Consider the following 21,984-nt stretch of genomic DNA (forward strand, 5'->3'; position numbering starts at 1 on the left):
TCCGACAAATCGGAGTACCTGTCAGTACTCTATAGGTTAGTCCGCATCAACTTGTTCAAGGCTGCAACATAGGGCTTTATTCGACCTGACAGCAATAGCCTCAGACGAATAGGTTTCGATTATACCATATACCATAGCTACATATCCTTGTATCCACGGCTTAGCTGTTCTACCTTTGGGGCGGTGGGCTCGATTGGTACTCGTGTCCGCGCTTCCCCTACGTAGCGGTTCTCCGACCTAACGCGTAGGGGGTTTTTATGACTGCTAGGCTAGATTCGCAACGCAATACAAATAGTCCCATTGTGGTGGCGAGTTATTTAGAACAACGGATATGGTCTGTTCTTCTTCAATCGTCCTTGCACTGTTTCAGAATCATACTATTCATGCTTCTACTGTTGACCAGTTTTCGGAAACCACCATCAATTTCCTTTATCTCATTTTGCCAGCCAGCCGAGCTACATTGATCATTAAATCGTTGCATTACAGAGCGGTTTAAGCATATACTGACAGATTGAACCGACTACCTACCAACGGTGTATATAATTGGACCACCGAATGTCAGCATAGAAATCAGGCAAGAATAGCTCTACCTTTGCACCTGGTAAGACACCCAAAAAGATGACTCTTTCCCTAAAAGTTTCAGAAAACAGTATAGTAGGGAAAAGGCAACTATCGATAACTAACTATGAGTCAATACGATAAATCATCCGCTCTTGATTTAACCAACAAATCGATTTTGATTACAGGTGGCACCGGCTCCTTCGGTAAGAAGTTCGTCGAGATGGTATACCAGCGTCACCCCAATATTAAACGTTTAGTCATCTACTCGCGCGACGAACTGAAACAGTTCGAGATGGCGCAATATTATCCTCAATCAACATACAAATCCATCCGGTTTTTTATCGGCGATGTGCGGGACGGCGAACGGCTTAAGCGAGCGTGTGAGGGCGTTGACATCATTGTTCACGCGGCTGCGCTGAAACAAGTGCCAGCGGCAGAATATAACCCGATGGAGTGTATAAAAACCAACGTTTTTGGTGCCGAAAATGTCATTAATGCCGCCTTAGATAACGGTGTACAGCGTGTAGTAGCCCTTTCGACAGACAAAGCAGCAGCGCCTATCAACCTATATGGTGCCACAAAACTCTGCTCCGATAAGCTGTTCGTAGCAGCCAATAATATGAAAGGCAGCCGTGATTTACAATTTTCGGTCGTTCGCTATGGCAACGTCATTGGGTCGCGGGGTTCGGTTGTGCCGTTCTTCCTGGAAAAACGAAAAGACGGTGTGCTACCCATCACCCACGCCGATATGACGCGCTTCAATATCTCACTCGAAGAAGGCGTTGAAATGGTTTTTCATGCGCTCGAACATGCCTGGGGTGGCGAGATTTTTGTCCCAAAAATTCCGTCCTATCGCATTACCGATGTGGCTACGGCTATTGGACCCAACTGTGAGCAGAAATTAGTTGGTATCCGTCCGGGTGAGAAACTGCATGAGGAAATGATTACCGAAACTGACTCGCTCAATACGGTCGAAACCGATAAATACTACGTCATTACACCCTCGACACCAACCTGGAGTGTAGAGGACTATATGAAAGCGTTTAATGGTCACCAAGTAGAAATGGGCTTCAAATACAACTCGGGCACCAATACCGACTGGCTTACTGTAGACCAACTACGCGAGCAAATTCGGGAACACGTTGACGCTAATTTCCACGTATAAAACAGGCAAAAACCTGCGATTAATAGTCACAAAAATGCGGTCTTCACTAGCAATGATTGACCGTCTGCCTTATCCATGAATCAACCCATTCCATACGGTCGCCAGCATATTACGGACGAAGATATCGCAGCCGTAGCCGAGGTTCTGCGTGGTCCGTTTCTAACGCAGGGTCCACACATCGGTGCGTTTGAAAACGCTTTCGCCAACTACATCGGCTGTAAATATGCTGTGGCCGTAGCCAATGGTACAGCCGCACTGCATTTGTGTTGTATGGCCCTCGGTGTAACGACCGGTACGCGGGTCATCACAACACCAATTACATTCTCGGCGTCGGCCAACTGCGTTCGCTACTGCGGGGGTGAAATCTTCTTTGCCGACATTGATCCTGCAACCGCTTTGCTCGATATTAATGCTGTACGAACGTTGCTCGAACAGCATCCCAAAGGTTATTTTTCGGGCATTGTTCCCGTCGATTTTGCGGGGTATCCTGTAGATATGGCTTCCTTCCGCGAACTAGCCGACGAATACGGTTTATGGCTTCTGGAAGATAGTTGCCACTCGCCGGGAGGAGCGTTTCTTGATAAAAAAGGATTAACACACCGTTGTGGCGATGGGTCGCTGGCGGAGTTGGCTATCTTTAGTTTTCATCCCGTTAAGCACATCGCGGCTGGTGAAGGCGGCATGATTACCACCAACGACGAAGCCCTTTACAAACACTTGCTTCGGCTTCGAACACACGGCATCACAAACAAATCTACCGACTTTACGGAGCCTTATCCCGGTGAGCCCGAACGTGGCGGCTGGTATATGGAGTTGCAGGAACTTGGTTATAATTATCGCCTGACCGACATGCAAGCCGCACTGGGAATGAGTCAGTTAAACCGTATTGACGCTATGTTCGAGCGTCGGCAGGAAATTGCCGGACAGTACGACATAGCCTTTGCTGGAACTGCAATAACAACTATAGTTCCGCACGCCAACGTAACCCACGCGTATCACCTCTATGTGATTCAGATAGACGACCGCAAAGGTTTGTATGATTTTCTGCGAACTCGAAACATCATGGCTCAGGTGCATTACATCCCGGTGCATCTAATGCCTTACTATCGGCAATTTGGTTGGAAACCGGGTGATTTTCCAAACGCCGAACGGTATTACGCCCGTTGCTTAAGCTTACCAATGTTTCCGACGCTGACGGATGAAGAGCAAGCCTATGTGATTAAATCGGTAAAGGAATTTGTGGACGCATGAGCAACATAGCCATCATCACAGCGCGGGGTGGCAGTAAGCGTATTCCCCGAAAAAATATCCGTCTCTTTCTGGGCAAACCAATCATTGCTTACGTCATTGACGCGGCTTTGCAGTCTGGTTTGTTCAGCGAAGTAATGGTCTCTACCGACGACGACGAAATTGCGGCCATTGCCCGGCAATACGGCGCATCGGTACCGTTTCTTCGCCAGCCTAAAACGGCGGATGATTTTGCAACGACTGCCGATGTACTGGGCGAAGTAATAAGCCAATACGCACAACAGGGACAGGTTTTCACCCATGCTTGTTGCCTCTACCCTACTGCTCCTTTCGTTACGTCTGACCTATTGAAACAAGCCTTTTCAACGCTTACCGAAAAGCAGTTCGATACGGTGTACCCAGTCCAGCAATTTAGCTTTCCAATTCAGCGGGCTGTGTTGTTGCATGACTCAAAAGTGCAATGGTTTCAGCCCGAACACGCCTTAACTCGGTCACAGGATTTGGAACCGGCTTATCATGATGCGGGACAGTTTTACTTTGTCAATGTAAACGCTTTCCAGGCTACTCAACGCCTGATTACGCCTAATTCGGGAGGCATCGTGATTTCGGAAATGGAAGCCCATGACATTGATAACGAAACCGATTGGCCTGTAGCGGAATTTAAGTACCAATTAATGCATAACCTTGTCCATGAGTGACCTAAAATCTATCCTATTCCGTGCGGACGGAAATGCCCAGATTGGTTTGGGACACATTATGCGATGCCTGGCCGTAGCAGACATGCTGAAAGAGAAATTCTCTATGCGATTTGCCGTTGTTGAGCCGATGCCTGAAGTTCGTTCGTTGATTGAGAAAGCTGGAGTATCCATTATTTCACTCTCGGAATCAGGGCAGCAAAATACATTTTTGGATCAGATTGATGCCGATGAAATCGTTGTACTGGATGGCTATTCATTCGATGAAGCGTTTCAACAATCGGTCCGGTCTCAAGCGAGAAAATTGGTATTCATTGATGATTTACTTACCGGACATCAGGTGGCCGATGTGATTATTAACCACGCGGGTGGAGTGTCTGAAACCGATTATGAGGCCTCGTCAGGTACTCAATTTTGCCTAGGACCGCACTATGCATTGCTTAGGCCGGAGTTTTTGAATCCGACTGGCTTCGGGCCAACACCTGTTGCTGGACCTATATTTGTTAGTATGGGTGGTGCCGATCCACAAAACACCTCATTAAGTGTGTTGGAAGCCATTCGGCACGTTGATACTACGCTGCCGGTTCATATAGTTTTAGGTCCATTTCACCCCAACCGGGCCGCCATCGAAGCTTTCCAAAACCAGCTTCCAAACTTAACGATTTTACAGAATCTGTCTGCCGCGCAGATGGTCGATGAATTGACGATTTGTTGTCTGGCTATCACAGCTTGTAGCACGATTGCTTACGAAGTTTGCGCCGTAAATCGCCCACTGATTACCGTTGTTACTGCCGACAATCAGGCGCGACTAGCCCAGTTTCTGTCTAAAGAAAAGCTGGCTCTGTCCGTCAATTTCCCGACGTTACTCACTCGCCTAACACCCGTGATTAGTTTGGAAAACATGTTGATGTTAGCCATTCAAGGCTTTCAGTTTTCACCTGAAATCGTAGCCGAATCACTAGTAAATCAACGTCGCTTCTTCGATGGTCGTTCGCCTGAGCGATTTCGTGCGCTATTTCACACATTAAGTTACGAAAATTAAGTGCGTAATTCGATACGATAAGACGTTATTGCCGCGACCATGCTTACCTATCGAATTGCCCAACCCGCCGATGCTCGTCTCTATTTCGACTGGGCCAATGATCCCGATACCCGTCGGCAGTCATTTAATTCGGCACCAATTTCGATAGAGACGCACACGGCTTGGTTCACCCGTAAACTGGCTGACCCGAATGCGCTGTTGCTTGTCTTTTCTGACGAACTAGAACAGCCCGTTGGGCAGGTACGCTTTGAGCGAACGCCCGACGCTGATATGCCCGACGAAATTATTATCGGTGTGTCGGTAGATGCTCAGCAACGGGGCAATCGTTTCGCCAGCCAACTCATAGAACAGGGATGTGCCGCGTGCCGAAAACTGTGGGGTGAAGTAACAATTCACGCGTACATCAAGCCTGAAAATCAGACTTCGGTACGCTCCTTTGAGCGCGCTGGTTTCAGATTGTCGGGCGAAAGCGGTAAATTTGGCGTTTCCGGTCGGGCCACATCAGGCCATGAGACGCCGGGTTTGCTTTATGTCAACAGTCAATGAATAGTAACCAACCGATTCAGGTTGCCCAATATACCATAAGCCCAACGCACCGGCCATTTGTTATCGCCGAGATGTCAGGTAACCATAACCAGTCACTCGACCGGGCACTGGAAATCGTGGATGCCGTAGCCGATGCCGGTGCGCACGCGCTGAAACTTCAGACGTATACGCCCGACACAATTACGTTCAATGGTGCGTCGGAGGAGTTTTACATCCGTGATGCAAAGTCGCTTTGGGCCGACAAAAATCTGTACAAACTGTATCAGGACGCTTACACGCCTTGGGAGTGGCATAAACCGATTTTCGACCATGCTAAAAAGCGTGGTATGATTGCGTTCAGTTCGCCTTTTGATACAACAGCCGTTGATTTTTTAGAATCGCTTGATGTGCCGCTGTATAAGATTGCTTCCTTCGAAAATACCGACCACATTCTGCTTAAAAAAGTAGCTAAAACGGGGAAGCCAGTCATTATGAGTACGGGCGTGGCCTCGGTTGCCGACCTCGACGAGTCGATCAAAGTTCTCCGGGCGAATGGTTGCAAAGACCTCGTATTGCTCAAGTGCACGAGTACCTACCCCGCTACGCCCGAAACCACGAACCTACACACGATTCCGCACATGCGCCAATTGTTTGACGTGCCGGTTGGTTTATCAGACCATACAATGGGCATTGGTGCAGCCGTAGCTGCTGTGGCGTTAGGAGCCGTTGTGCTCGAAAAACACGTCACGCTGCGTCGGGCCGACGGAGGAGTGGATTCGGCTTTCTCGTTAGAGCCAGATGAATTAAAAAATCTCGTTATCGAAACCGAACGGGCGCATTTGGCAATGGGTCAGGTTAGCTATACGCTCACGCCTAAGGAAGAAAAAAGTTTGCAATTCAAACGGTCGTTGTACGTAGTGCGCGACACAAAGGCTGGTGAGTTGTTCACACCCGATAACGTCCGCAGTATCCGTCCAGCCAATGGGCTGCATACCCGTTACTATGATGACATCATTGGCAAAACCGCCACGAATGACATCTCCGCCGGAACGGCTTTAAGCTGGGATTTGGTAAACTGATTACGACTGAGCGACTGATTGCTTAACGATTGTTGTTCATTCGCCCATTTCCTTCATTTTCTCATTCACAATTCATTACGTGGGAATAATCAAACGGCAGACAATTCAGAATTCGATTTACGCCTATGCGGGCGTGGCCGTTGGTTTTTTGACACAGGGAGTTTTATTTCCGAATCTATTCCACGAGACACAGGTCGGCCTGCTGACTCTGCTCATTTCGCTGGCGCAAGTGCTGGCACAAGCATCGAACCTGGGGCTGAATGGCGCAGGCGGACGGTATTTTCCTTATTTCCGTGACGTCGACCGACAACACAATGGTTATCTTCTCATCACCAGTTTGACTACACTCGTTGGGTTTAGTTTATGTGTATTGGCGTTGTGGCTGGCACGCCCGTGGGTTGTTGAGTTTTATCAGAAAGAGTCGTCTCTATTCGTCGAATACTACTATGTCCTTATTCCGCTGACGCTCTTTACCGTCTATTTTACCGTTTTTGACAACTACGCCCGTTTACTTTACGACCCCGTAACGGGCACACTGCTGCAACAATTTGTTCAGCGCGTATTGATTCTGCTGGCGGGCGGGCTGTATTGGCTCGGTTGGGTTACGTTTCCTCAGTTTATAGGTGTTTGGCTGCTGGCGTTCTTCGTACCACTAATACTCATGGTCATCAGTGTTGCTCGAGATGAAGCCTTATTTTTCAGTCGCCAGTTTGTATCGATCGATGCTAATCTTCGCCGTAACCTGATGCGCTACGCCGGGCTAACACTCACTTCAGCTCTCTCAACACAGATTATCTGGACAATTGATAAGGTAATGATTAACAGTAAACAGGGTCTGGGTGATACGGGTATTTATGGAACAGCATCCTATTTTGCCGCCGTAATTGCCATTCCGGCAACAGCCTTGTATAAAGTTTCGGGTACGCTTATTGCCGAGTCGTGGAAAGCGAATGACCTGAAAAACATTGCCAGTATCTACCGAAAAAGTTGCCTAAATCAACTCATTGCAGGCTGTTTGGTCTTCGTGGGTGTTGCGGCCAACCTGCCCAATGTCTTTCGATTCTTACCAGCCAGTTATGAAGCGGGTTATTACGTGATTCTGTGGCTGGGTCTGGGCAAATTGATTGATATGGGAACGGGAGTAAACGGTACTATTTTGAATACATCACGCTATTATACCTACGACTCATTATTTTTTGTCGTCCTCATTTTCATTACCATTGCCGCCAACCAGTATTTGATACCCCGTTTTGGCATCAACGGGGCCGCTATGGGTGCTGCGCTGGCAACGCTACTCTATAACCTCGTCCGGACATTATTTGTCGGGTTTGCGTTTCGGATGCAGCCGTTTACGTGGCGTAATCTTCTTGTCATTATGCTGGGTGCTAGTGTGTGGTGGGTGTCGGTTCAAATCCCCTACCCCGCCATAACTGATCCAAAATGGCGCTTCATTATGGACATAGTCTGGCGGTCGGCGTTAATTACGGGATTGTTCGGTGGGACAGTCGTTGCCCTTAACTTATCGCCGGATATTAATCAGACGGTAGCGCAGTTGAGAAAGCGTTTTTTAAACTAGTTTGCCGTTGCCGGTAGCGTCCGGTCGTCTGCAGCTGTAAATCATAAATTTTTTACCCATGTGGGTTTTTCGTTTTTTATTCACCGAAACCGCCCGACTCCTTCGTTCGGCTGAAGGGCGTCGATTGTTGATGCTGGCCTTGCGCTACGGTGGAAAGCCGCGCAATCAGCCTGTTGATATCACATTTGGCCCGTATCAGTTTCGCGTGCCTGACGCGCTCTCGTTTGTGTGGCAGTATCGGGAAATTTTCGTGGACGAGTTTTACCGTTTCTTCACCACGAACCAGCACCCGGTCATTTTCGACTGTGGCACCAACGTTGGCACCAGCGTCGTTTATTTCCGGCAGGTCTACCCAAATGCGCGCATTCTGGCTTTTGAAGCCGACCAGCACATCAGCGAAACGTTACAGGAAAATTTACGGCGAAACCAGATTTCAGGTGTAGAGGTCATTACGAAAGCCGTTTGGACGAACGACGAAGGTATTTTATTTGGTAGTGACCAAGCCGATTCAGCGTCTATTTTCTCGCAAACCGACCGAAAATTTGTACCCTCTGTCCGGTTGCGCGACATTCTGCTGCGCGAAACCCGAATCGATATGCTCAAAATGGATATCGAAGGGGCCGAAACTGCCGTACTGACTGACTGCCGCGATGCACTGGCTCACGTCCAGAATCTGTTCGTCGAATTTCATGCCTACCTCGGCCATCCACAAACATTATCCGACGTTGTTCGCGTGCTGGAAGAAAGTGGTTTTCGGTACTATATCAACACCAGCCAGTATCGCCACGCGCCCTTGGTTAACCACCACTACCGGGGTAACGATAGTATGGACCTGCAATTAAATATCTTTGCGTATCGAAGTTAAGTTTGTAGTTCATGATTGACAAAATACTTTCCCGACCCGAGTTCCAGATTGAGCCGCCGGTGCTGGTGGACATTGGTGCGTCGGGGCAATTACATGGTCGCTGGAAGGCATTTGCCAAATACGCCGTTTGCATTGCTTTTGATGCGGACGACCGCGATTTTGGCTATGTTGAAAGCGAGGCCGGGCATTTCCGAAAACTCTACACCTTCAACCATATTGTTACCGGGTCGCGCTCGGCAGGTACGGAAACAGCCGAAACAGAAATAGCAGAACCCGACCAGACCGATTTTTACCTGACCACATCGCCCCATTGCTCCAGCTTATTGCGGCCCCGGCCCGACTTAATTCAGGAATACGCCTTCGCGCCTAAGTTTGAGCCAACCAAAGTTGTTCAACTTAAAACGCGCAGTCTTCGCTCGACGCTCGATAGTTTAAAAATCAAGCAGGTCGACTGGTTCAAAACCGACTCACAAGGCACCGATCTACGCCTATTCAGTAACCTCGGCGACGACCGCGCCCGATGTGTACTAACCGCCGAATTCGAGCCGGGTATTGCATCGATATACGATGGAGAAGACAAACTTTATCAGGTCTTGCAGTTTATGGAAGAAACAGGCAGCCACTGGCTCGCCGAACTTATTCCAAAGGGTTCACCCCGAATTACGCCTGCTTTGTTGGACAGTTTCACGACTCAGCCGCTGGTGAAGAAATTTGTTTTATTCTCACTCAAAAACAGTGCTGTTTGGGGTGAGATGACCTACGTAAATCGCTTTGCCGACGAAGCCACGCTTACGCAACGAAACCTGTTGTTAGGCTGGGTATTTGCTACCACGCTTAAGCAGCATGGTTTTGCACTGATTTTGACGCAGAAAGCCAAAAGTCGCTTCACAGACCCGATTTTTACCGAAATGGAAGCCTATTCACGTCGACGGATTTGGGGGCGCGTCTTTGGCTTGGGGTTTTGGCCCGAAGTTGTCAAAAAATTTGATAAACTTTTAGGGCGGTGAGAGTTACGCACCTGAGCACCTATCATTTGTTTGGCGGGGCGGCAGTGGCGGCTAACCGGCTTCATCGAGCCCTGCAGAAGCAGGTTTGGGCGGATGATTTTCTAGAAAGTACGATGCTGGTAGGCGTACCAAACCGTTTGGAAGCTCATAAACCAGAGTTGGGCGTATCGTATCTGGCCAATAATTTTTTAGCCGAGCAAACCGCATTTGGGCGATTCGTGGCCGAACGATTATATTTTTTACCTTTTGAACGTGATACTTCGGTACGGTTTCAGTTTTCGCCAGCCAAGTTTGGGGCAAATTTGACCTTTCATCCAGCTATTCAACAGGCCGATGTGTTGCATCTGCACTGGATCAATTTTGGTTTTTTATCAATTGACGGGTTGCAAGCTCTATTTGAGTTAGACAAACCAATCGTCTGGACGTTGCACGATCAATGGGCGTTTACAGGCGGTTGCCATTACTCGCGCGGCTGCGATCATTTCTTATCTCACTGTCGCCAGTGTCCATACATAAAAAAGCCCGGTGAGCAGGATCTTTCGTATCGAGTTTTCGAACATAAAAAACGGATTTTCTCGAAGGCAAAGGTCCATTTTACTCCACCAAGCCATTGGTTAACCCAAGAAGGGAAGCGGAGTGCCTTACTACGTGATTTCCCCTTTTCTGTCATTCCCTACGCCATCAATCAAGACGTTTTTCGACCTGTTGATCGCCCGGAAGCTAACGAACTTCTCAATCTTCCAAACACAGATTATCCTCGATTGCTGTTTGGCAGTGCCAACGTGACCGACGCGCGTAAAGGTTTTAATTACTTCGCCGAAGCGCTGATACTCTTGCATCAACAACACCCTGAACTGAACCCCGAAATTCTTATTTTTGGAAAAGGACGCTCCTACTTGTTTGACGAGTTACCTTACACTGTCCGGCATCTTGGCCTGTTGATCACCGAAGAAGATATCATAGCCGCTTACAACTCAGCCGATGCAATGGTGGTGCCGTCGCTGGAAGATAACCTGCCCAACACGGTTATCGAAGCATTGGCGTGCGGCACACCCGTTGTGGGTTTTCGTACGGGTGGTATCCCCGAAATGATTGACCATCAGCAAAATGGCTATCTGGCAGATGTCGGTTCAGCACAGGAACTTGCCGACGGTATAGCGTTCATTATGACTCATCCGAACCCAGAAGAGCTACGACAACGTGCCCGGCAATCGGCTGAAACCAATTTTTCGGAAGAAGTCGTAGCTAAACAATACATTGAGTTGTACCAAAAATTAATGAGCGAACGAGTGAACGAGTGAACGAGCGCAATACTGTTGCTGATCTATTCGCTTTTTAACTCCCTTTCCCAATGCCTACTGTCTCTATCATTACGATCACATACAATGCCGAGCGATTTCTGGAACGCACGATTCAAAGCATCGTGGCCCAAAAAGAAACTGATTTTGAGTATATTGTAATTGACGGAGCTTCTATAGATGGGACGAGGGAAATTATTGACCGCTACAAAGACCACATTACTACCTTGATTTCTAAACCTGACCGGGGTTTGTACGATGCCATGAATAAGGGGCTACACCAGGCAAAGGGGAACTATGTGTGGTTCATGAATGCGGGCGATGAACTCTATGACGCGCAAACATTGCCAAATTTGCTAACGAGGATCAAAGCAACCAGTGCTGATGTCTACTACAGCGATGCGTTGTTTGTCCGTGATAATGGCGTTCCGGTTGGTTTACGGAGTCAGGTAACACCCCATATCTTGCCACATAACCTGACATGGCATGATATGTCCCTCGGTATGAAAGTATGCCATCAGGCTTTTGTAGCCAAACGAGACATTGCGCCAAACTATTTAGTTGATAACTTAAGCGCAGATTTAGACTGGGAAATTCGTTGCCTGAAAGGAGCCCAAAAAATTGAGCTTTTGCCTTTTATCTTATGTAAGTATCTCATCGGGGGATTGTCAGTACAACAACACCGCCGGTCACTCACCGATCGGTTCAAGGTTCTCGTGGCGCATTTCGGTTTGCTGACAACACTAATTAATCATGGTCGAATTTTATGGCGGGCGAGTCGATTCAAAAGCAATATATAATTCGCAGTGGAATCCAGATAAAAAAATAATCTTTGGCAGGTAACAAAACTCCAGATGTATTGAAATCCAAAACGTTTAAAACGCTCATTTGGGCCTTTTACTGAAATTTGTGTGAAAACAATGGGATAATTCCCAGACAATTGACTTTAGATTGGGAAATGCGGATAAATTTGCGGGGTTTAAAACAGTACCCTCGTAACCTTTTTGTGAAATTTCCTCAAAAAATTGATTTGACCTATGAAACGAGTAGCTGTTTTTACCTCGGGTGGCGACGCGCCGGGTATGAACGCCTGTATCCGGGCAGTTGTCCGGGGGGCGGTCTATCACGGCATTGAAGTGTTCGGTATCCGCCGGGGGTACAGCGGAATGATAAATGGCGATATTTTTCAGATGTCTTCGCACTCGGTGAGCAACATCGTCCAGCGGGGAGGCACCATCCTAAAATCGGCCCGCAGTAAAGAATTTATGACCCCCGAAGGTCGTGCTAAAGCCTACGAACAACTTAAGAAGTTCGAAATTGAAGGCTTAGTAGCCATAGGAGGGAATGGTACGTTTACGGGTGCCACGCTTTTTTTCGACGAATACGGTATTCCAACCGTTGGTGCACCCGGCACAATTGACAATGACCTCTACGGAACTGACCATACCATTGGTTTCGATACAGCCGTGAACACCGCGCTGGAAGCCATTGACAAAATTCGCGACACCGCCGACTCCCACGACCGCATTTTCTTTATTGAAGTAATGGGTCGGGATTCGGGCTACATTGCCATTCAATCTGGCATTGCTGGCGGAGCTGAGATGGTTATGGTGCCCGAAGTACTCACGCCTATTTCGGAAGTTGTTGAAACCCTGAAATCGGGTTGGAGCCGTCAGAAATCATCCTCTATTGTTGTGATTGCCGAAGGAGAAGAAGCCGGAAATGCGGCTGAGATTGCCGAAAAAATTCGCCAGCAGATTAACTCCGAGATCGATATGCGGGTTACGACGCTGGGCCACATTCAGCGTGGAGGTGTCCCAACTGCTTACGACCGAATTCTGGCCAGTCGTCTGGGGCTTGGGGCCCTGGAAGGCTTAATGAATGGTGAACAAAACGTCATGGCGGGTATAATTAACAACGAGCTAGTTTATACGCCTTTCCGCGATACAATTCGCCTGCCTAAACCGATCAGCGAAGATTTGCTTAGAATGGTAAAGATTCTGTCTGTATGATATATTCAGTCAGACCTGTACAATTTTAAAAACGGTACAGGTCTGATTGAATTTAAAGATACCCGACTGCTTTGTACGTTGCGTATCCGACTACTTCTCGTATGAGGTAATACGAGTTGAAGAAAGCTTCTTCGTGTGGAAGTAACCACTCACCGGGGGCAAATGATCGTCGCCCGCTTAAAAAACTACCAGGAAAAGGCGTTACAACTACGCCCGCTTTTTGGAAGCAAGCGATTGCCCGACGCATGTGCCAGGCTGAAGTGACCAGTATGCATTGGTTTGTGTGGAAGCGTTGTCGTAAAAGAGGAGCTGAGAAAACAGCATTTTCGTGCGTATTGCGCGACTTACTCTCAAATACGATATCAGCTGGACGAACGCCAGCCACGATCAAAAAACGGGCAGTCATCTGCCCTTCATCATCAACGCTTTCGGGCTGGAATGGTAGGTTACCTATGCCACCACTAATCAGGATTTTCTGCACAGCCCCGATTTTATAAAGGTACAGGGCTTGCCCGGCACGGTCGGCTTCTCGGCCCAGTAAAAATCGAGGGTTAGTGGCTTGGGTTAGCGACGCCGGTATTTCCTTCATCGCGTTACTCATACCACCGGTCAACAAAATAGCAACTCGTTCTACTGAATTGGTCGATACAAATGGCTTGGGCTGAATTGGGTATTCCCACCATAAAGCCAGCTCATTCATTAGAAATGGATTACCAAACAACCAGAAAACGCCTAAAGCAATCCCAATCAACCGGCGACGATAGTGAGTTCTTTTTACAAAGAAAGCTAGTAGTAAGGCCGTTACGAGCCACCCGGCGGGTGTAAATAAGTAAGTAATCGTCTTAGAAAAGAAGTAAAACATAGACTATATAAGACATGGCAAGCGTTTTGTAGGTAATAGACGTACCAGCAAAATACCGTAAATTTGACCCTATTCTGTTGCGAAGATACATACCACCCTGTATGAAAAAACTCCTCTTAGCCGCCCTACTTGGCTTGTTTCTATTACCTACTGCCTGGGCACAATCTACCACTCCAGTAGTTGACAACGGTTTTAAAATTACCGGCCGCATCAAAGGGCTGAAAGATACGACCTGCGTGTTGGCTCACTACTTTGGGTCTACCCAATACGTTCCAAAAGATACAGCCCGCGTAGACGGAGCGGGGAATCTAGTTTTTGAAGGCAAAAAACGTTTGCCCGAAGGTCTGTTTATTATCGTCATGCCTAAGAAGGGCTATCTTCAGTTTCTCATTACCGATGATCAGCAATTTTCGTTTGAGACTGATACCGCCAATGTCGTCAAAAACATGAAGGTGAGTGAATCAAGAGAAAACGAATTATTTTATGCTTATCAGCAACAGCTTGGTCAATTTTCGGACGATGCCCAAGTGCTAAACTCGCAGAAAAAGACCCGTAACAATGCGTCTTCCGTTGCGATGTTGAGTAACCAAATGAATGATTTGCAGAAAAAGGCTACTGACTATCGCAATAAATTTCTGGTAGATAATTCTACCACTTTCGCGGCCAAATTATTTAAAGCGACTGCTGAACCCGAAGTGCCCGTTGCTCCTAAAGCGGCAAATGGCCGTCCTGATTCCATTTGGGTATTTAACTATTTTAAGCAACACTTTTGGGATAATTTCGACTTTTCCGACGAGCGTTTTGTTCGCACGCCTATTTTGCAACAGAAAGTAGAGCGATATATAAAAGAGTTAACCGTTCAAGTGCCCGACTCGCTCATTAAGGATGCTGATTACGTGGTTGGAAAAGCCATAGCAGGCAAAAACAAGGAAATTAAGTACTATACAATTTATTACATCACGAGTCAGTATGAACAACCCAAAGTCATGGGAACCGACGGGCTATTTGTCCACATGTTCGAGAAATACTACGCGACGGGTGTAATGACGGTTTCAGATTCGTCGACGCTGAAAAGTATTGGCGAACGGGTAGCGACCATGAAACCCAATCTGGTTGGTAAAGTAATGGCCGCACCTGTTATCAGCGATACCCTCCGCCGACCGATTTCCTTCCAAAATATCAAAGCGGACTACACTGTCATGTTTTTTTATTCGCCAACGTGTGGACATTGCCGCGATAGTGCGCCTAAGCTGAAGAAATTTGTGGACGATTATAAAGGCAAAGGTGTGGAGGTCGTGGCGATTGCCATTGATCAAAGTCCCGAAGAGTGGAAGAAATTTATTCGGCAATTTAAACTTGGCAATGCCATTAATGGGTACGATTATAGTTCTCTCACGGACTATCGTCATCGATATGACGTATGGACTACACCAACGGTTTATATGCTCGATAAGAACAAAAAAATTATTGCCCGTAAACTGCCTGTCGAGCAGATCGAAGATTTCATGCTGTTTAACAAACGGCAGCAGGCGGCTGCTCAAATCGCAAAAAAACCAATTAGTGCACCTGCCAACGCAAAGGCAAGTTTAAAAAAGTAGAATTTGGGCCAAATCGGAGATTGACATTGGCCCGTCAACCTATTTATTCAGGCCAAGCTCTCGCTTGGCCTGATTTCCTTTACCTCATCTTGGTTCGTTTTACCAAATAGGCGGTCAAAATCTGCTCGAAACCCTGCGCAATATCAGCTTCAATGAAGTCAATTTTGTATTGCCCACAGCGCATTTTCAACTCCTGAAAATATGTTTTTACAGCCTGCTGATACGTGTCACGTACCTGTCCTGGCTGAAGTTTCACTTTTTCACCCGTTTCAAGATCAATAAACTCATAAGGTCGCTCATCAAAAGCGAAATCCTCTTCGGTTTTCTTGTCTGTTACGTGAAACAGGAGCACTTCATGCAGGTTATGACGAAGGTGTTGTAAGGCAGAAAACAGCGCGTCGGCCTTTTCGCTATTGTCGAACATATCACTGAAAATAACGACCAGCGACCGCTTGTTAATTTTTTCTGCCACCTGATGAATTACTTCAGCCGCCGAAGTCTTGCGTAACGGCTTGGGTTGTTGCATCAACTGATCTAACTGAGTGAACAGCTTATGAACGTGTGAAGGCGTTGACTTTATTGGTGTTTGCAGGTCAATCTGATCAGCAAAGGTGGTTAGGCTCACGGCATCTTTCTGTCGTTGAAGCATATACGCTAAACACGCAGCAGCCATTACACTAAACGTCATCTTACCGTAATCGGCTTCTGGATAGTACATGGACGACGACGTGTCGATCAGCAAATGACAGCGTAGATTCGTTTCCTCTTCATATCGTTTGACAAATAGCTTTTCTGTCTTACCAAACACTTTCCAGTCGATGTGCCGCGTGGTTTCGCCCGTGTTGTAAAGCCGGTGTTCGGCAAACTCTACAGAAAAACCATGAAAAGGTGATTTGTGCAGCCCTGTGATGAATCCTTCGACCAATTGGCGGGCCAAAAATTCGACGTTACCAAACGAACGCACCTGACCTAGATTAAGGGATTGTTTCATTCTATAAACTTTGATAAAGTTTTAGACATTACCAATAGGTAGAACACAAAAAACGAACCGTTCGACATTTCCGGCAGGAATTGCACAGAGAAATATCGAACGGTTAGGGTGATACGGCAAAGCCGATTTATAAAACTGGTTCCAGCATCGACTGAAAAGCAATCGGTGTTGAGAAAGCAGAAGGAGCCAGCGCAACCGCTTGGCCTTTGCCAACAACCCGAAGCGATACATTGGCGATTCCTTTAGAAACCATACCAAGGGCATGTGCAGCCGCGTGGGTAAGATCAATAACACGGCCTTTAGAAAAAGGCCCCCGATCATTGATTCGTACAATTACTGAACGCTGGTTATCTAAGTTTGTAACTTCTACCAACGTGTTTAACGGTAGGTGACGGTGGGCACCTTCAAGAGATTCTGCGCTGACGCGCTCACCGTAGGCGGTCTTCCGACCATTGAACTTCTTGGAATAAAAAGACGCTTTGCCTTTCTGTATGAGGCTCGGTAGAGCCTCCGCCGGGTTTATGCTGCTAAAAAACAACATAATGGACATGATTAAACTCATACAGCTTTTGGTTACGTGAAAAAAAATAGGCGGGGGCATGTTGATTAACCTTTCACATACCGTCCGTCCCCAAAAAGTGCAATTCCTGTAAAACAAAGATAAGTCAGATAGGCTTTACTACCAAGCAATTAGCTAAAAATCTGTAGAATGGCCTCCACAAAGTCATCAATTTTTGGGGTAAAATCACCCCAAAATATATTTAACATCATTGTTTTTGTTCTATTCTGATTGCACGTACTTTAGCAGTTGTGAACTGATTAAATCTAACTGATTGTGGACGAAAGAGACCAGGAAAGAATTTACTCGAAGCGAGTTCGGGCGGGCAAACGAACGTATTTTCTCGATGTTAAGGCAACTCGTACCAACGACTATTATCTAACCATTACCGAAAGTCGTCGTCAACCGCAGGGCGAAGGGGTTGTGTATGAAAAACATAAGATATTCCTCTACAAAGAAGACTTTGATAAGTTTGTCGAAGCGTTGAAGGAAACCGTCGACCACGTAAAAACAGAACTCATGCCCGAAGTAGACTTTTCAAAATTCGTCCAACGCGAACGGGATGAACAGGATGATTTCGCCAGCGAACTAAAGTGGGACTAAAAAAACAGACAAATGGCTTAAGATTTACTTCTTTATTCTCTTCTCCACACGGCAGGTTATCTGCTCAACATTGAGTTAGCCCTCGGCCCATCATGCCGAAGGTTTTTTTTGTTGTATTTTTGCAAAAAAAATCAATGAGCGAATTGTGGATGAACGAATGACTTGGCCAACAGAGTAGTACCAACTGGTCGTAAGTATTCACTCATTCACTCATTCATACTTATTTATGGGACTTCAATGTGGAATCGTGGGTTTACCGAACGTAGGTAAGTCAACGCTGTTTAATGCAATTTCGAGCGGGAAGGCCGAAGCCGCCAATTACCCATTCTGTACGATAGAACCCAACGTTGGGGTTGTAACGGTGCCAGACGAACGTTTAAATATGCTTGAAGGTCTGGTAAAACCACAGCGGGTGGTACCAACGATTATTGAGTTTGTCGACATTGCCGGGCTTGTGAAAGGAGCCAGTCAAGGCGCTGGTTTGGGAAATAAATTTCTAGCCAACATCCGGGAAGTGGACGCAATTGTGCACGTTATTCGGTGCTTTGAAGATGACAATATTGTGCACGTTGAAGGCAAAGTCAATCCAGTATCAGACAAAGAAATCATTGATATTGAATTGCAACTGAAAGATTTAGAGTCAGTTGACAAAAAAATTCAGCGGGTCGAAAAAGGCGCTCGCGCAGGAGACGCCAAAGCAAAGTCTGAACTGGAAATTTTAAAGCTATACAAAACAGCGCTCGAAGCGGGCAAAAGCGCCCGTACTGTACAGGTTACACCAGAAGAAAGTGAAGCCGCCATCGGTGATATTGCCTTGCTGACCGTGAAGCCCGTTATTTATGTGGCTAACGTCGATGAAGGCTCATTACCCAACGGAAACGCCTATTCGGATATTCTTCGGGCAGCCGTGAAAGAAGAAGGAGCCGAAGTTATTATTATCAGCGCAGCTATCGAATCGCAGATTGCCGAAATGGAAGACCCCGAAGAACGCGAGTTATTTCTGGGCGAATATGGCCTGACCGAATCGGGCTTGAGCAAACTCATCAAAGAATCGTATAGATTGTTGGGCTTGATTACGTATTTCACGGCGGGCGTGAAAGAAGTTCGCGCCTGGACGATTCACCGGGGTTGGAAAGCACCCCAAGCCGCCGGGGTTATTCACTCCGATTTCGAGCGAAAATTCATTCGGGCGCAGGTTATGAAACTGCCCGACTTTTCGCAGTTCAAGACCGAAGCGGGCGTTCGTGAAGCGGGCAAATTGGCCGTAGAAGGTAAAGAATACATCGTGCAGGATGGCGACATTATGGAGTTTCTGCACAGTGCATAAATGTATGGCGGGTGGAAACCCGCCTGTGTTAATACTGAAAGGCGGGTTTCCACCCGCCATACATTTACTTCCGCTTGTTGACTCCCACCCGCTTATAGGCCACTAATTGGTCGGCGCGGGAGGCTGGCGGACGATGATAAACAAATATTTCGTAGTCGTTTTCAGTGGATGAGAAATTACCTTCAACGTAATTCTCATCCACTTTTGGTTGTGGCCCAGTCGTTCCAACAGTATAGTCGTAATTATAAACGCCCTGTTTAAGCAGAATAGTAGACCGGTAAGCGCCCAATAGCGCATCGAACGCCATACGGTTGCGATTATTTAATTGCCAGAAATTAAACGCGCCATTAACATACACATCCAGACCCGACACTTCGGGTATTTTGAGCGTGAAAATAGTTTCGATATAATCCGCGTTAGTACCGCCAATGCCCGTTTCGCGATGGTCGATCACGAATTGCCCGTTAAAATCGTCGCTTTGAATATAAACACCCTGATTGCGTGATTGATCGACCTGCACATAAGCAATATTCCGGTCGGCAGGACGCTCAATGCGCTCAATATAATTGGCCCGCGAAAGTATAGTGCGTGTGTCGAAAAACCGGAACTCGTTGCCTCCCGGCATGGTGTTACTCAAATCAACCAATCGGTATTCTAGTACCTGATCAAATGCCTGCACATTAGTCGGGCGAAGTCCCCGAATTTCGCGGTCGTCTCGATAATTCTGACGAATAATTACTTTAAAATCGTCCTGGGGTGAGATTACCTGATAGCCTTTATAGCTAATACTCAGATCAATTTGCTGGTCGCTAAACTGGCGGGCCGGGCCTGATGAAAAGTGTACATCCGCTGCTACTGTTACACGGTTTTGGTACGTGCTAAATCGGCGCGTAAAAATGATATTATTTCGGTTACGTTCATCGTAAACTACCAGCAAATAATTGCCCGGCAATTTCATGCGCGGGAGCGTAAACCGATAGTGAAAATAGGGAATTTTCGTATTGATTGAGGTCTGATACTCCGTAATTGGATTGTCGTTGTATTCGTAGGTAAACTCAATATCGTTCAGTACGGAGCGCTGCCAATCAGCATTACAGTGAACCATACGAGCCCGAAAGGAGCGATAAGTAGCTGTCAGATCATCGAATTCAAGTTGTAGTGTAACTTGTTCATCAAGCGAAATAACGGGTGGATTTAGGGTTAAAGCCGGATCGGAGAGATTGGTACTAACCTGCGGAAACAGCAATACGGTTTCAACTTTAGAGTCATAAATATGGTCGATGGTCTGAAGCTGCTGGGCAAGCAACTGATCTGTAATCAGACAGAGAAAAAAGACACTAAGCACTCTAAAGAGAATGGTCATTTACTATAATTTTTATCCTAACGTATGATAAATGAACGCTGTCTTGCTAACCTGATTATATAAAGTTGCCAACAGTGGCCAAATTTAAAGTTGATAACGTCACCGAAATCCCGTATGATTATAGTCTGCTCAACCAAATGCACCTATGGTTAATTACAATCCGAAAGACTGGTTCCGGTTCATTATTACCTTCAACCGAGCCGACACCGTACGAAAGCTACTACCCCTTTTGGTCGGTATAGGTGTTTATTCGTTCGTTGTCGTCCACATTATTGAGCTGATGGGTTTGAGTGATAATGTTCATCTAAAGAACTTATCGCTCATGCATACACTACTGAGCTTCGTCATTTCGATGTTGTTGGTCTTTCGCACAAATACGGCCTACGACCGCTGGTGGGAAGGTCGGAAATTATGGGGATCCCTCGTCAATAATAGCCGAAACATGGCACTCAAGCTAGATCAGTTACTGGAACCTACTCAAACCGAAGCCCGCCAGTTCTTCCGGGCTATGATTCCCAATTTTGCCTATTCCTTAAAAAACCACTTACGACAACAACCCATAGAAAACGAATTTACGGAAAGTGCCTCATTTAGCATCCATGACTTGCGGCTGAGCGAACACGTGCCACAGCAAGTAGCGCTGGAAATTTTTGGTAAGGTAAACGAACTGCAACGCCAGGGCATTTTGCTCCCCGAACACCTCTTACTACTTAACTCAGAAATTCAATCGTTAATGGATGTTTGTGGGGCCTGCGAGCGTATCAAGAATACGCCAATTCCGTTTTCTTATAGTTCATTTATCAAAAAATTCATCTTCACCTACTGTATTACATTGCCGTTGGGCTATGTGTCAAATCTCCACTATTTGGTTGTGCCGCTGGTCGTATTCGTTTTTTACGTACTGGCCAGCCTTGAGATTATTGCCGAAGAAATCGAAAATCCGTTTGGCACCGACGACAACGACCTCCCGCTAGACACGATTTGCAACGGTATTCATAAAACGATAACGCAGTCATTCGATCATACCGAAAGGGTAGCACAAGAGGAACAGCTTAACAAAAAACAAAAGGGTTTTTCGTATGAAAAATAGGTAGTAGACCAACCTGATTCTAGCGTTATACCATTTGGTCAGACATCATTTGCGTAGTAGTGTATTGTTTCTCGATGACATTACGCAAACGTTCCTGATGTTCATCACCCCATTGCCCCAACATCGTGATAACGGGCAGCAAGGATTTACCAAATTCAGTTAAGCTATATTCCACTTTTAGTGGAATTTGCGGATAAATAGTTTTGGTTACCAGTTCGTGTTCTTCCAATTGTTTCAACTGCATAGTCAACACTCTACGGCTGGCATCAGGAATTTTCCGTTGTAATTCGCTGGGCCTCACGCAACCTTCGGCGATAAAATAAAGCATCCTGATTTTCCACTTGCCGTATAAAACCTCACCAATTAAGTCGAGGCCACAATCCAGTGTTATAGGAATCTTCCGTTCATACATATACAAAGTCAATTTACTCTTCTACAATGCGCGACAGGGATAAATTTATCCCTATATGAATCGATTTTCCGTACTTGTACAGGCTGCTAATCTTATTGAATTTTGC

Annotated in this window: 21 protein-coding genes; 16 read left to right on the top strand and 5 right to left on the bottom strand. The window is 46.6% G+C overall.

Going from position 1 to position 21,984, the window contains the following annotated elements:
* Positions 1 to 685 precede the first annotated feature (685 nt).
* From pseB to pfkA, 12 genes are all read left to right on the top strand, one after another.
* Positions 686 to 1,726 carry a UDP-N-acetylglucosamine 4,6-dehydratase (inverting) gene (gene pseB / locus ACFS25_RS25720; RefSeq protein WP_381506779.1) on the top strand — a complete coding sequence of 347 codons (1,041 nt, stop codon included), beginning with the start codon at positions 686 to 688 and terminating at the stop codon, positions 1,724 to 1,726.
* 75 nt (positions 1,727 to 1,801) lie between these two features.
* Positions 1,802 to 2,977 (top strand): UDP-4-amino-4,6-dideoxy-N-acetyl-beta-L-altrosamine transaminase, encoded by a 1,176-nt coding sequence (pseC, locus tag ACFS25_RS25725; protein WP_381506781.1) that lies wholly within the window; start codon positions 1,802 to 1,804, stop codon positions 2,975 to 2,977.
* A complete protein-coding gene (gene pseF, locus ACFS25_RS25730; protein ID WP_381506783.1) occupies positions 2,974 to 3,672 on the top strand; it encodes a pseudaminic acid cytidylyltransferase in 699 nt (232 codons plus the stop codon). Before pseC ends, pseF begins: the two co-directional genes overlap by 4 nt.
* Positions 3,665 to 4,711, top strand: coding sequence for a UDP-2,4-diacetamido-2,4,6-trideoxy-beta-L-altropyranose hydrolase (gene pseG / locus ACFS25_RS25735; protein ID WP_381506786.1), 1,047 nt, complete (start codon positions 3,665 to 3,667; stop codon positions 4,709 to 4,711). The genes pseF and pseG overlap by 8 nt, the downstream gene beginning before the upstream one ends.
* 39 nt (positions 4,712 to 4,750) lie before the next feature.
* Positions 4,751 to 5,257 (top strand): GNAT family N-acetyltransferase, encoded by a 507-nt coding sequence (locus ACFS25_RS25740; protein WP_381506789.1) that lies wholly within the window; start codon positions 4,751 to 4,753, stop codon positions 5,255 to 5,257.
* Positions 5,254 to 6,315, top strand: coding sequence for a pseudaminic acid synthase (gene pseI, locus ACFS25_RS25745; protein ID WP_381506791.1), 1,062 nt, complete (start codon positions 5,254 to 5,256; stop codon positions 6,313 to 6,315). Before ACFS25_RS25740 ends, pseI begins: the two co-directional genes overlap by 4 nt.
* A gap of 79 nt (positions 6,316 to 6,394) precedes the next feature.
* On the top strand, positions 6,395 to 7,891 hold the full coding sequence (locus ACFS25_RS25750; protein ID WP_381506793.1) for a lipopolysaccharide biosynthesis protein: 1,497 nt from the start codon (positions 6,395 to 6,397) through the stop codon (positions 7,889 to 7,891).
* 58 nt (positions 7,892 to 7,949) lie between these two features.
* Entirely contained in the window at positions 7,950 to 8,756 is an 807-nt protein-coding gene (locus tag ACFS25_RS25755) for an FkbM family methyltransferase (protein ID WP_381506796.1), read from the top strand.
* Between the two features lie 11 nt (positions 8,757 to 8,767).
* A complete protein-coding gene (locus ACFS25_RS25760) occupies positions 8,768 to 9,763 on the top strand; it encodes a hypothetical protein (protein WP_381506799.1) in 996 nt (331 codons plus the stop codon).
* Complete coding sequence (locus ACFS25_RS25765) at positions 9,760 to 11,064, top strand: glycosyltransferase family 4 protein (RefSeq protein WP_381506800.1); 1,305 nt, start codon at positions 9,760 to 9,762, stop codon at positions 11,062 to 11,064. Before ACFS25_RS25760 ends, ACFS25_RS25765 begins: the two co-directional genes overlap by 4 nt.
* 50 nt (positions 11,065 to 11,114) lie before the next feature.
* Entirely contained in the window at positions 11,115 to 11,861 is a 747-nt protein-coding gene (locus tag ACFS25_RS25770) for a glycosyltransferase family 2 protein (RefSeq protein ID WP_381506801.1), read from the top strand.
* Between the two features lie 237 nt (positions 11,862 to 12,098).
* Complete coding sequence (gene pfkA / locus ACFS25_RS25775) at positions 12,099 to 13,073, top strand: 6-phosphofructokinase (protein WP_381506803.1); 975 nt, start codon at positions 12,099 to 12,101, stop codon at positions 13,071 to 13,073.
* 52 nt (positions 13,074 to 13,125) lie between these two features.
* Here pfkA and ACFS25_RS25780 read toward each other — a convergent pair whose 3' ends face one another.
* Positions 13,126 to 13,935, bottom strand: a complete 810-nt coding sequence (locus ACFS25_RS25780) for a YdcF family protein (protein WP_381506805.1) — start codon at positions 13,933 to 13,935, stop codon at positions 13,126 to 13,128.
* 101 nt (positions 13,936 to 14,036) lie between these two features.
* Here ACFS25_RS25780 and ACFS25_RS25785 point away from each other — a divergent pair, with 101 nt between their 5' ends.
* Complete coding sequence (locus tag ACFS25_RS25785) at positions 14,037 to 15,533, top strand: thioredoxin-like domain-containing protein (RefSeq protein WP_381506807.1); 1,497 nt, start codon at positions 14,037 to 14,039, stop codon at positions 15,531 to 15,533.
* Positions 15,534 to 15,612: 79 nt separating this feature from the next.
* Here ACFS25_RS25785 and ACFS25_RS25790 read toward each other — a convergent pair whose 3' ends face one another.
* Positions 15,613 to 16,524, bottom strand: coding sequence for a DUF58 domain-containing protein (locus ACFS25_RS25790; RefSeq protein WP_381506809.1), 912 nt, complete (start codon positions 16,522 to 16,524; stop codon positions 15,613 to 15,615).
* A gap of 127 nt (positions 16,525 to 16,651) precedes the next feature.
* Positions 16,652 to 17,086: a septal ring lytic transglycosylase RlpA family protein gene (locus tag ACFS25_RS25795; RefSeq protein ID WP_381506812.1), complete on the bottom strand. Its 435-nt coding sequence runs from the start codon at positions 17,084 to 17,086 to the stop codon at positions 16,652 to 16,654.
* A 273-nt stretch (positions 17,087 to 17,359) separates the two neighbouring features.
* On the opposite strand from ACFS25_RS25795, the gene ACFS25_RS25800 reads away from it, so the two are divergent.
* Both ACFS25_RS25800 and ychF read left to right on the top strand, forming a co-directional pair.
* Entirely contained in the window at positions 17,360 to 17,686 is a 327-nt protein-coding gene (locus ACFS25_RS25800) for a DUF3276 family protein (protein ID WP_381506815.1), read from the top strand.
* A gap of 226 nt (positions 17,687 to 17,912) precedes the next feature.
* Positions 17,913 to 19,013 carry a redox-regulated ATPase YchF gene (ychF, locus tag ACFS25_RS25805; RefSeq protein WP_381506817.1) on the top strand — a complete coding sequence of 367 codons (1,101 nt, stop codon included), beginning with the start codon at positions 17,913 to 17,915 and terminating at the stop codon, positions 19,011 to 19,013.
* A gap of 64 nt (positions 19,014 to 19,077) precedes the next feature.
* Here the strand turns inward: ychF and ACFS25_RS25810 are convergent, their stop codons facing one another.
* Positions 19,078 to 20,376 carry a type IX secretion system plug protein gene (locus tag ACFS25_RS25810; protein ID WP_381506819.1) on the bottom strand — a complete coding sequence of 433 codons (1,299 nt, stop codon included), beginning with the start codon at positions 20,374 to 20,376 and terminating at the stop codon, positions 19,078 to 19,080.
* Between the two features lie 145 nt (positions 20,377 to 20,521).
* On the opposite strand from ACFS25_RS25810, the gene ACFS25_RS25815 reads away from it, so the two are divergent.
* Positions 20,522 to 21,466 (top strand): bestrophin family protein, encoded by a 945-nt coding sequence (locus ACFS25_RS25815; RefSeq protein WP_381506821.1) that lies wholly within the window; start codon positions 20,522 to 20,524, stop codon positions 21,464 to 21,466.
* 25 nt (positions 21,467 to 21,491) lie between these two features.
* Here ACFS25_RS25815 and ACFS25_RS25820 read toward each other — a convergent pair whose 3' ends face one another.
* Positions 21,492 to 21,878 carry a winged helix-turn-helix transcriptional regulator gene (locus ACFS25_RS25820; protein ID WP_381506824.1) on the bottom strand — a complete coding sequence of 129 codons (387 nt, stop codon included), beginning with the start codon at positions 21,876 to 21,878 and terminating at the stop codon, positions 21,492 to 21,494.
* Between the last annotated feature and the right edge of the window lie 106 nt (positions 21,879 to 21,984).

Origin of the sequence: Spirosoma flavum (assembly GCF_042686045.1) — a bacterium.
Taxonomy (GTDB): Bacteria; Bacteroidota; Bacteroidia; order Cytophagales; family Spirosomataceae; genus Spirosoma; species Spirosoma flavum.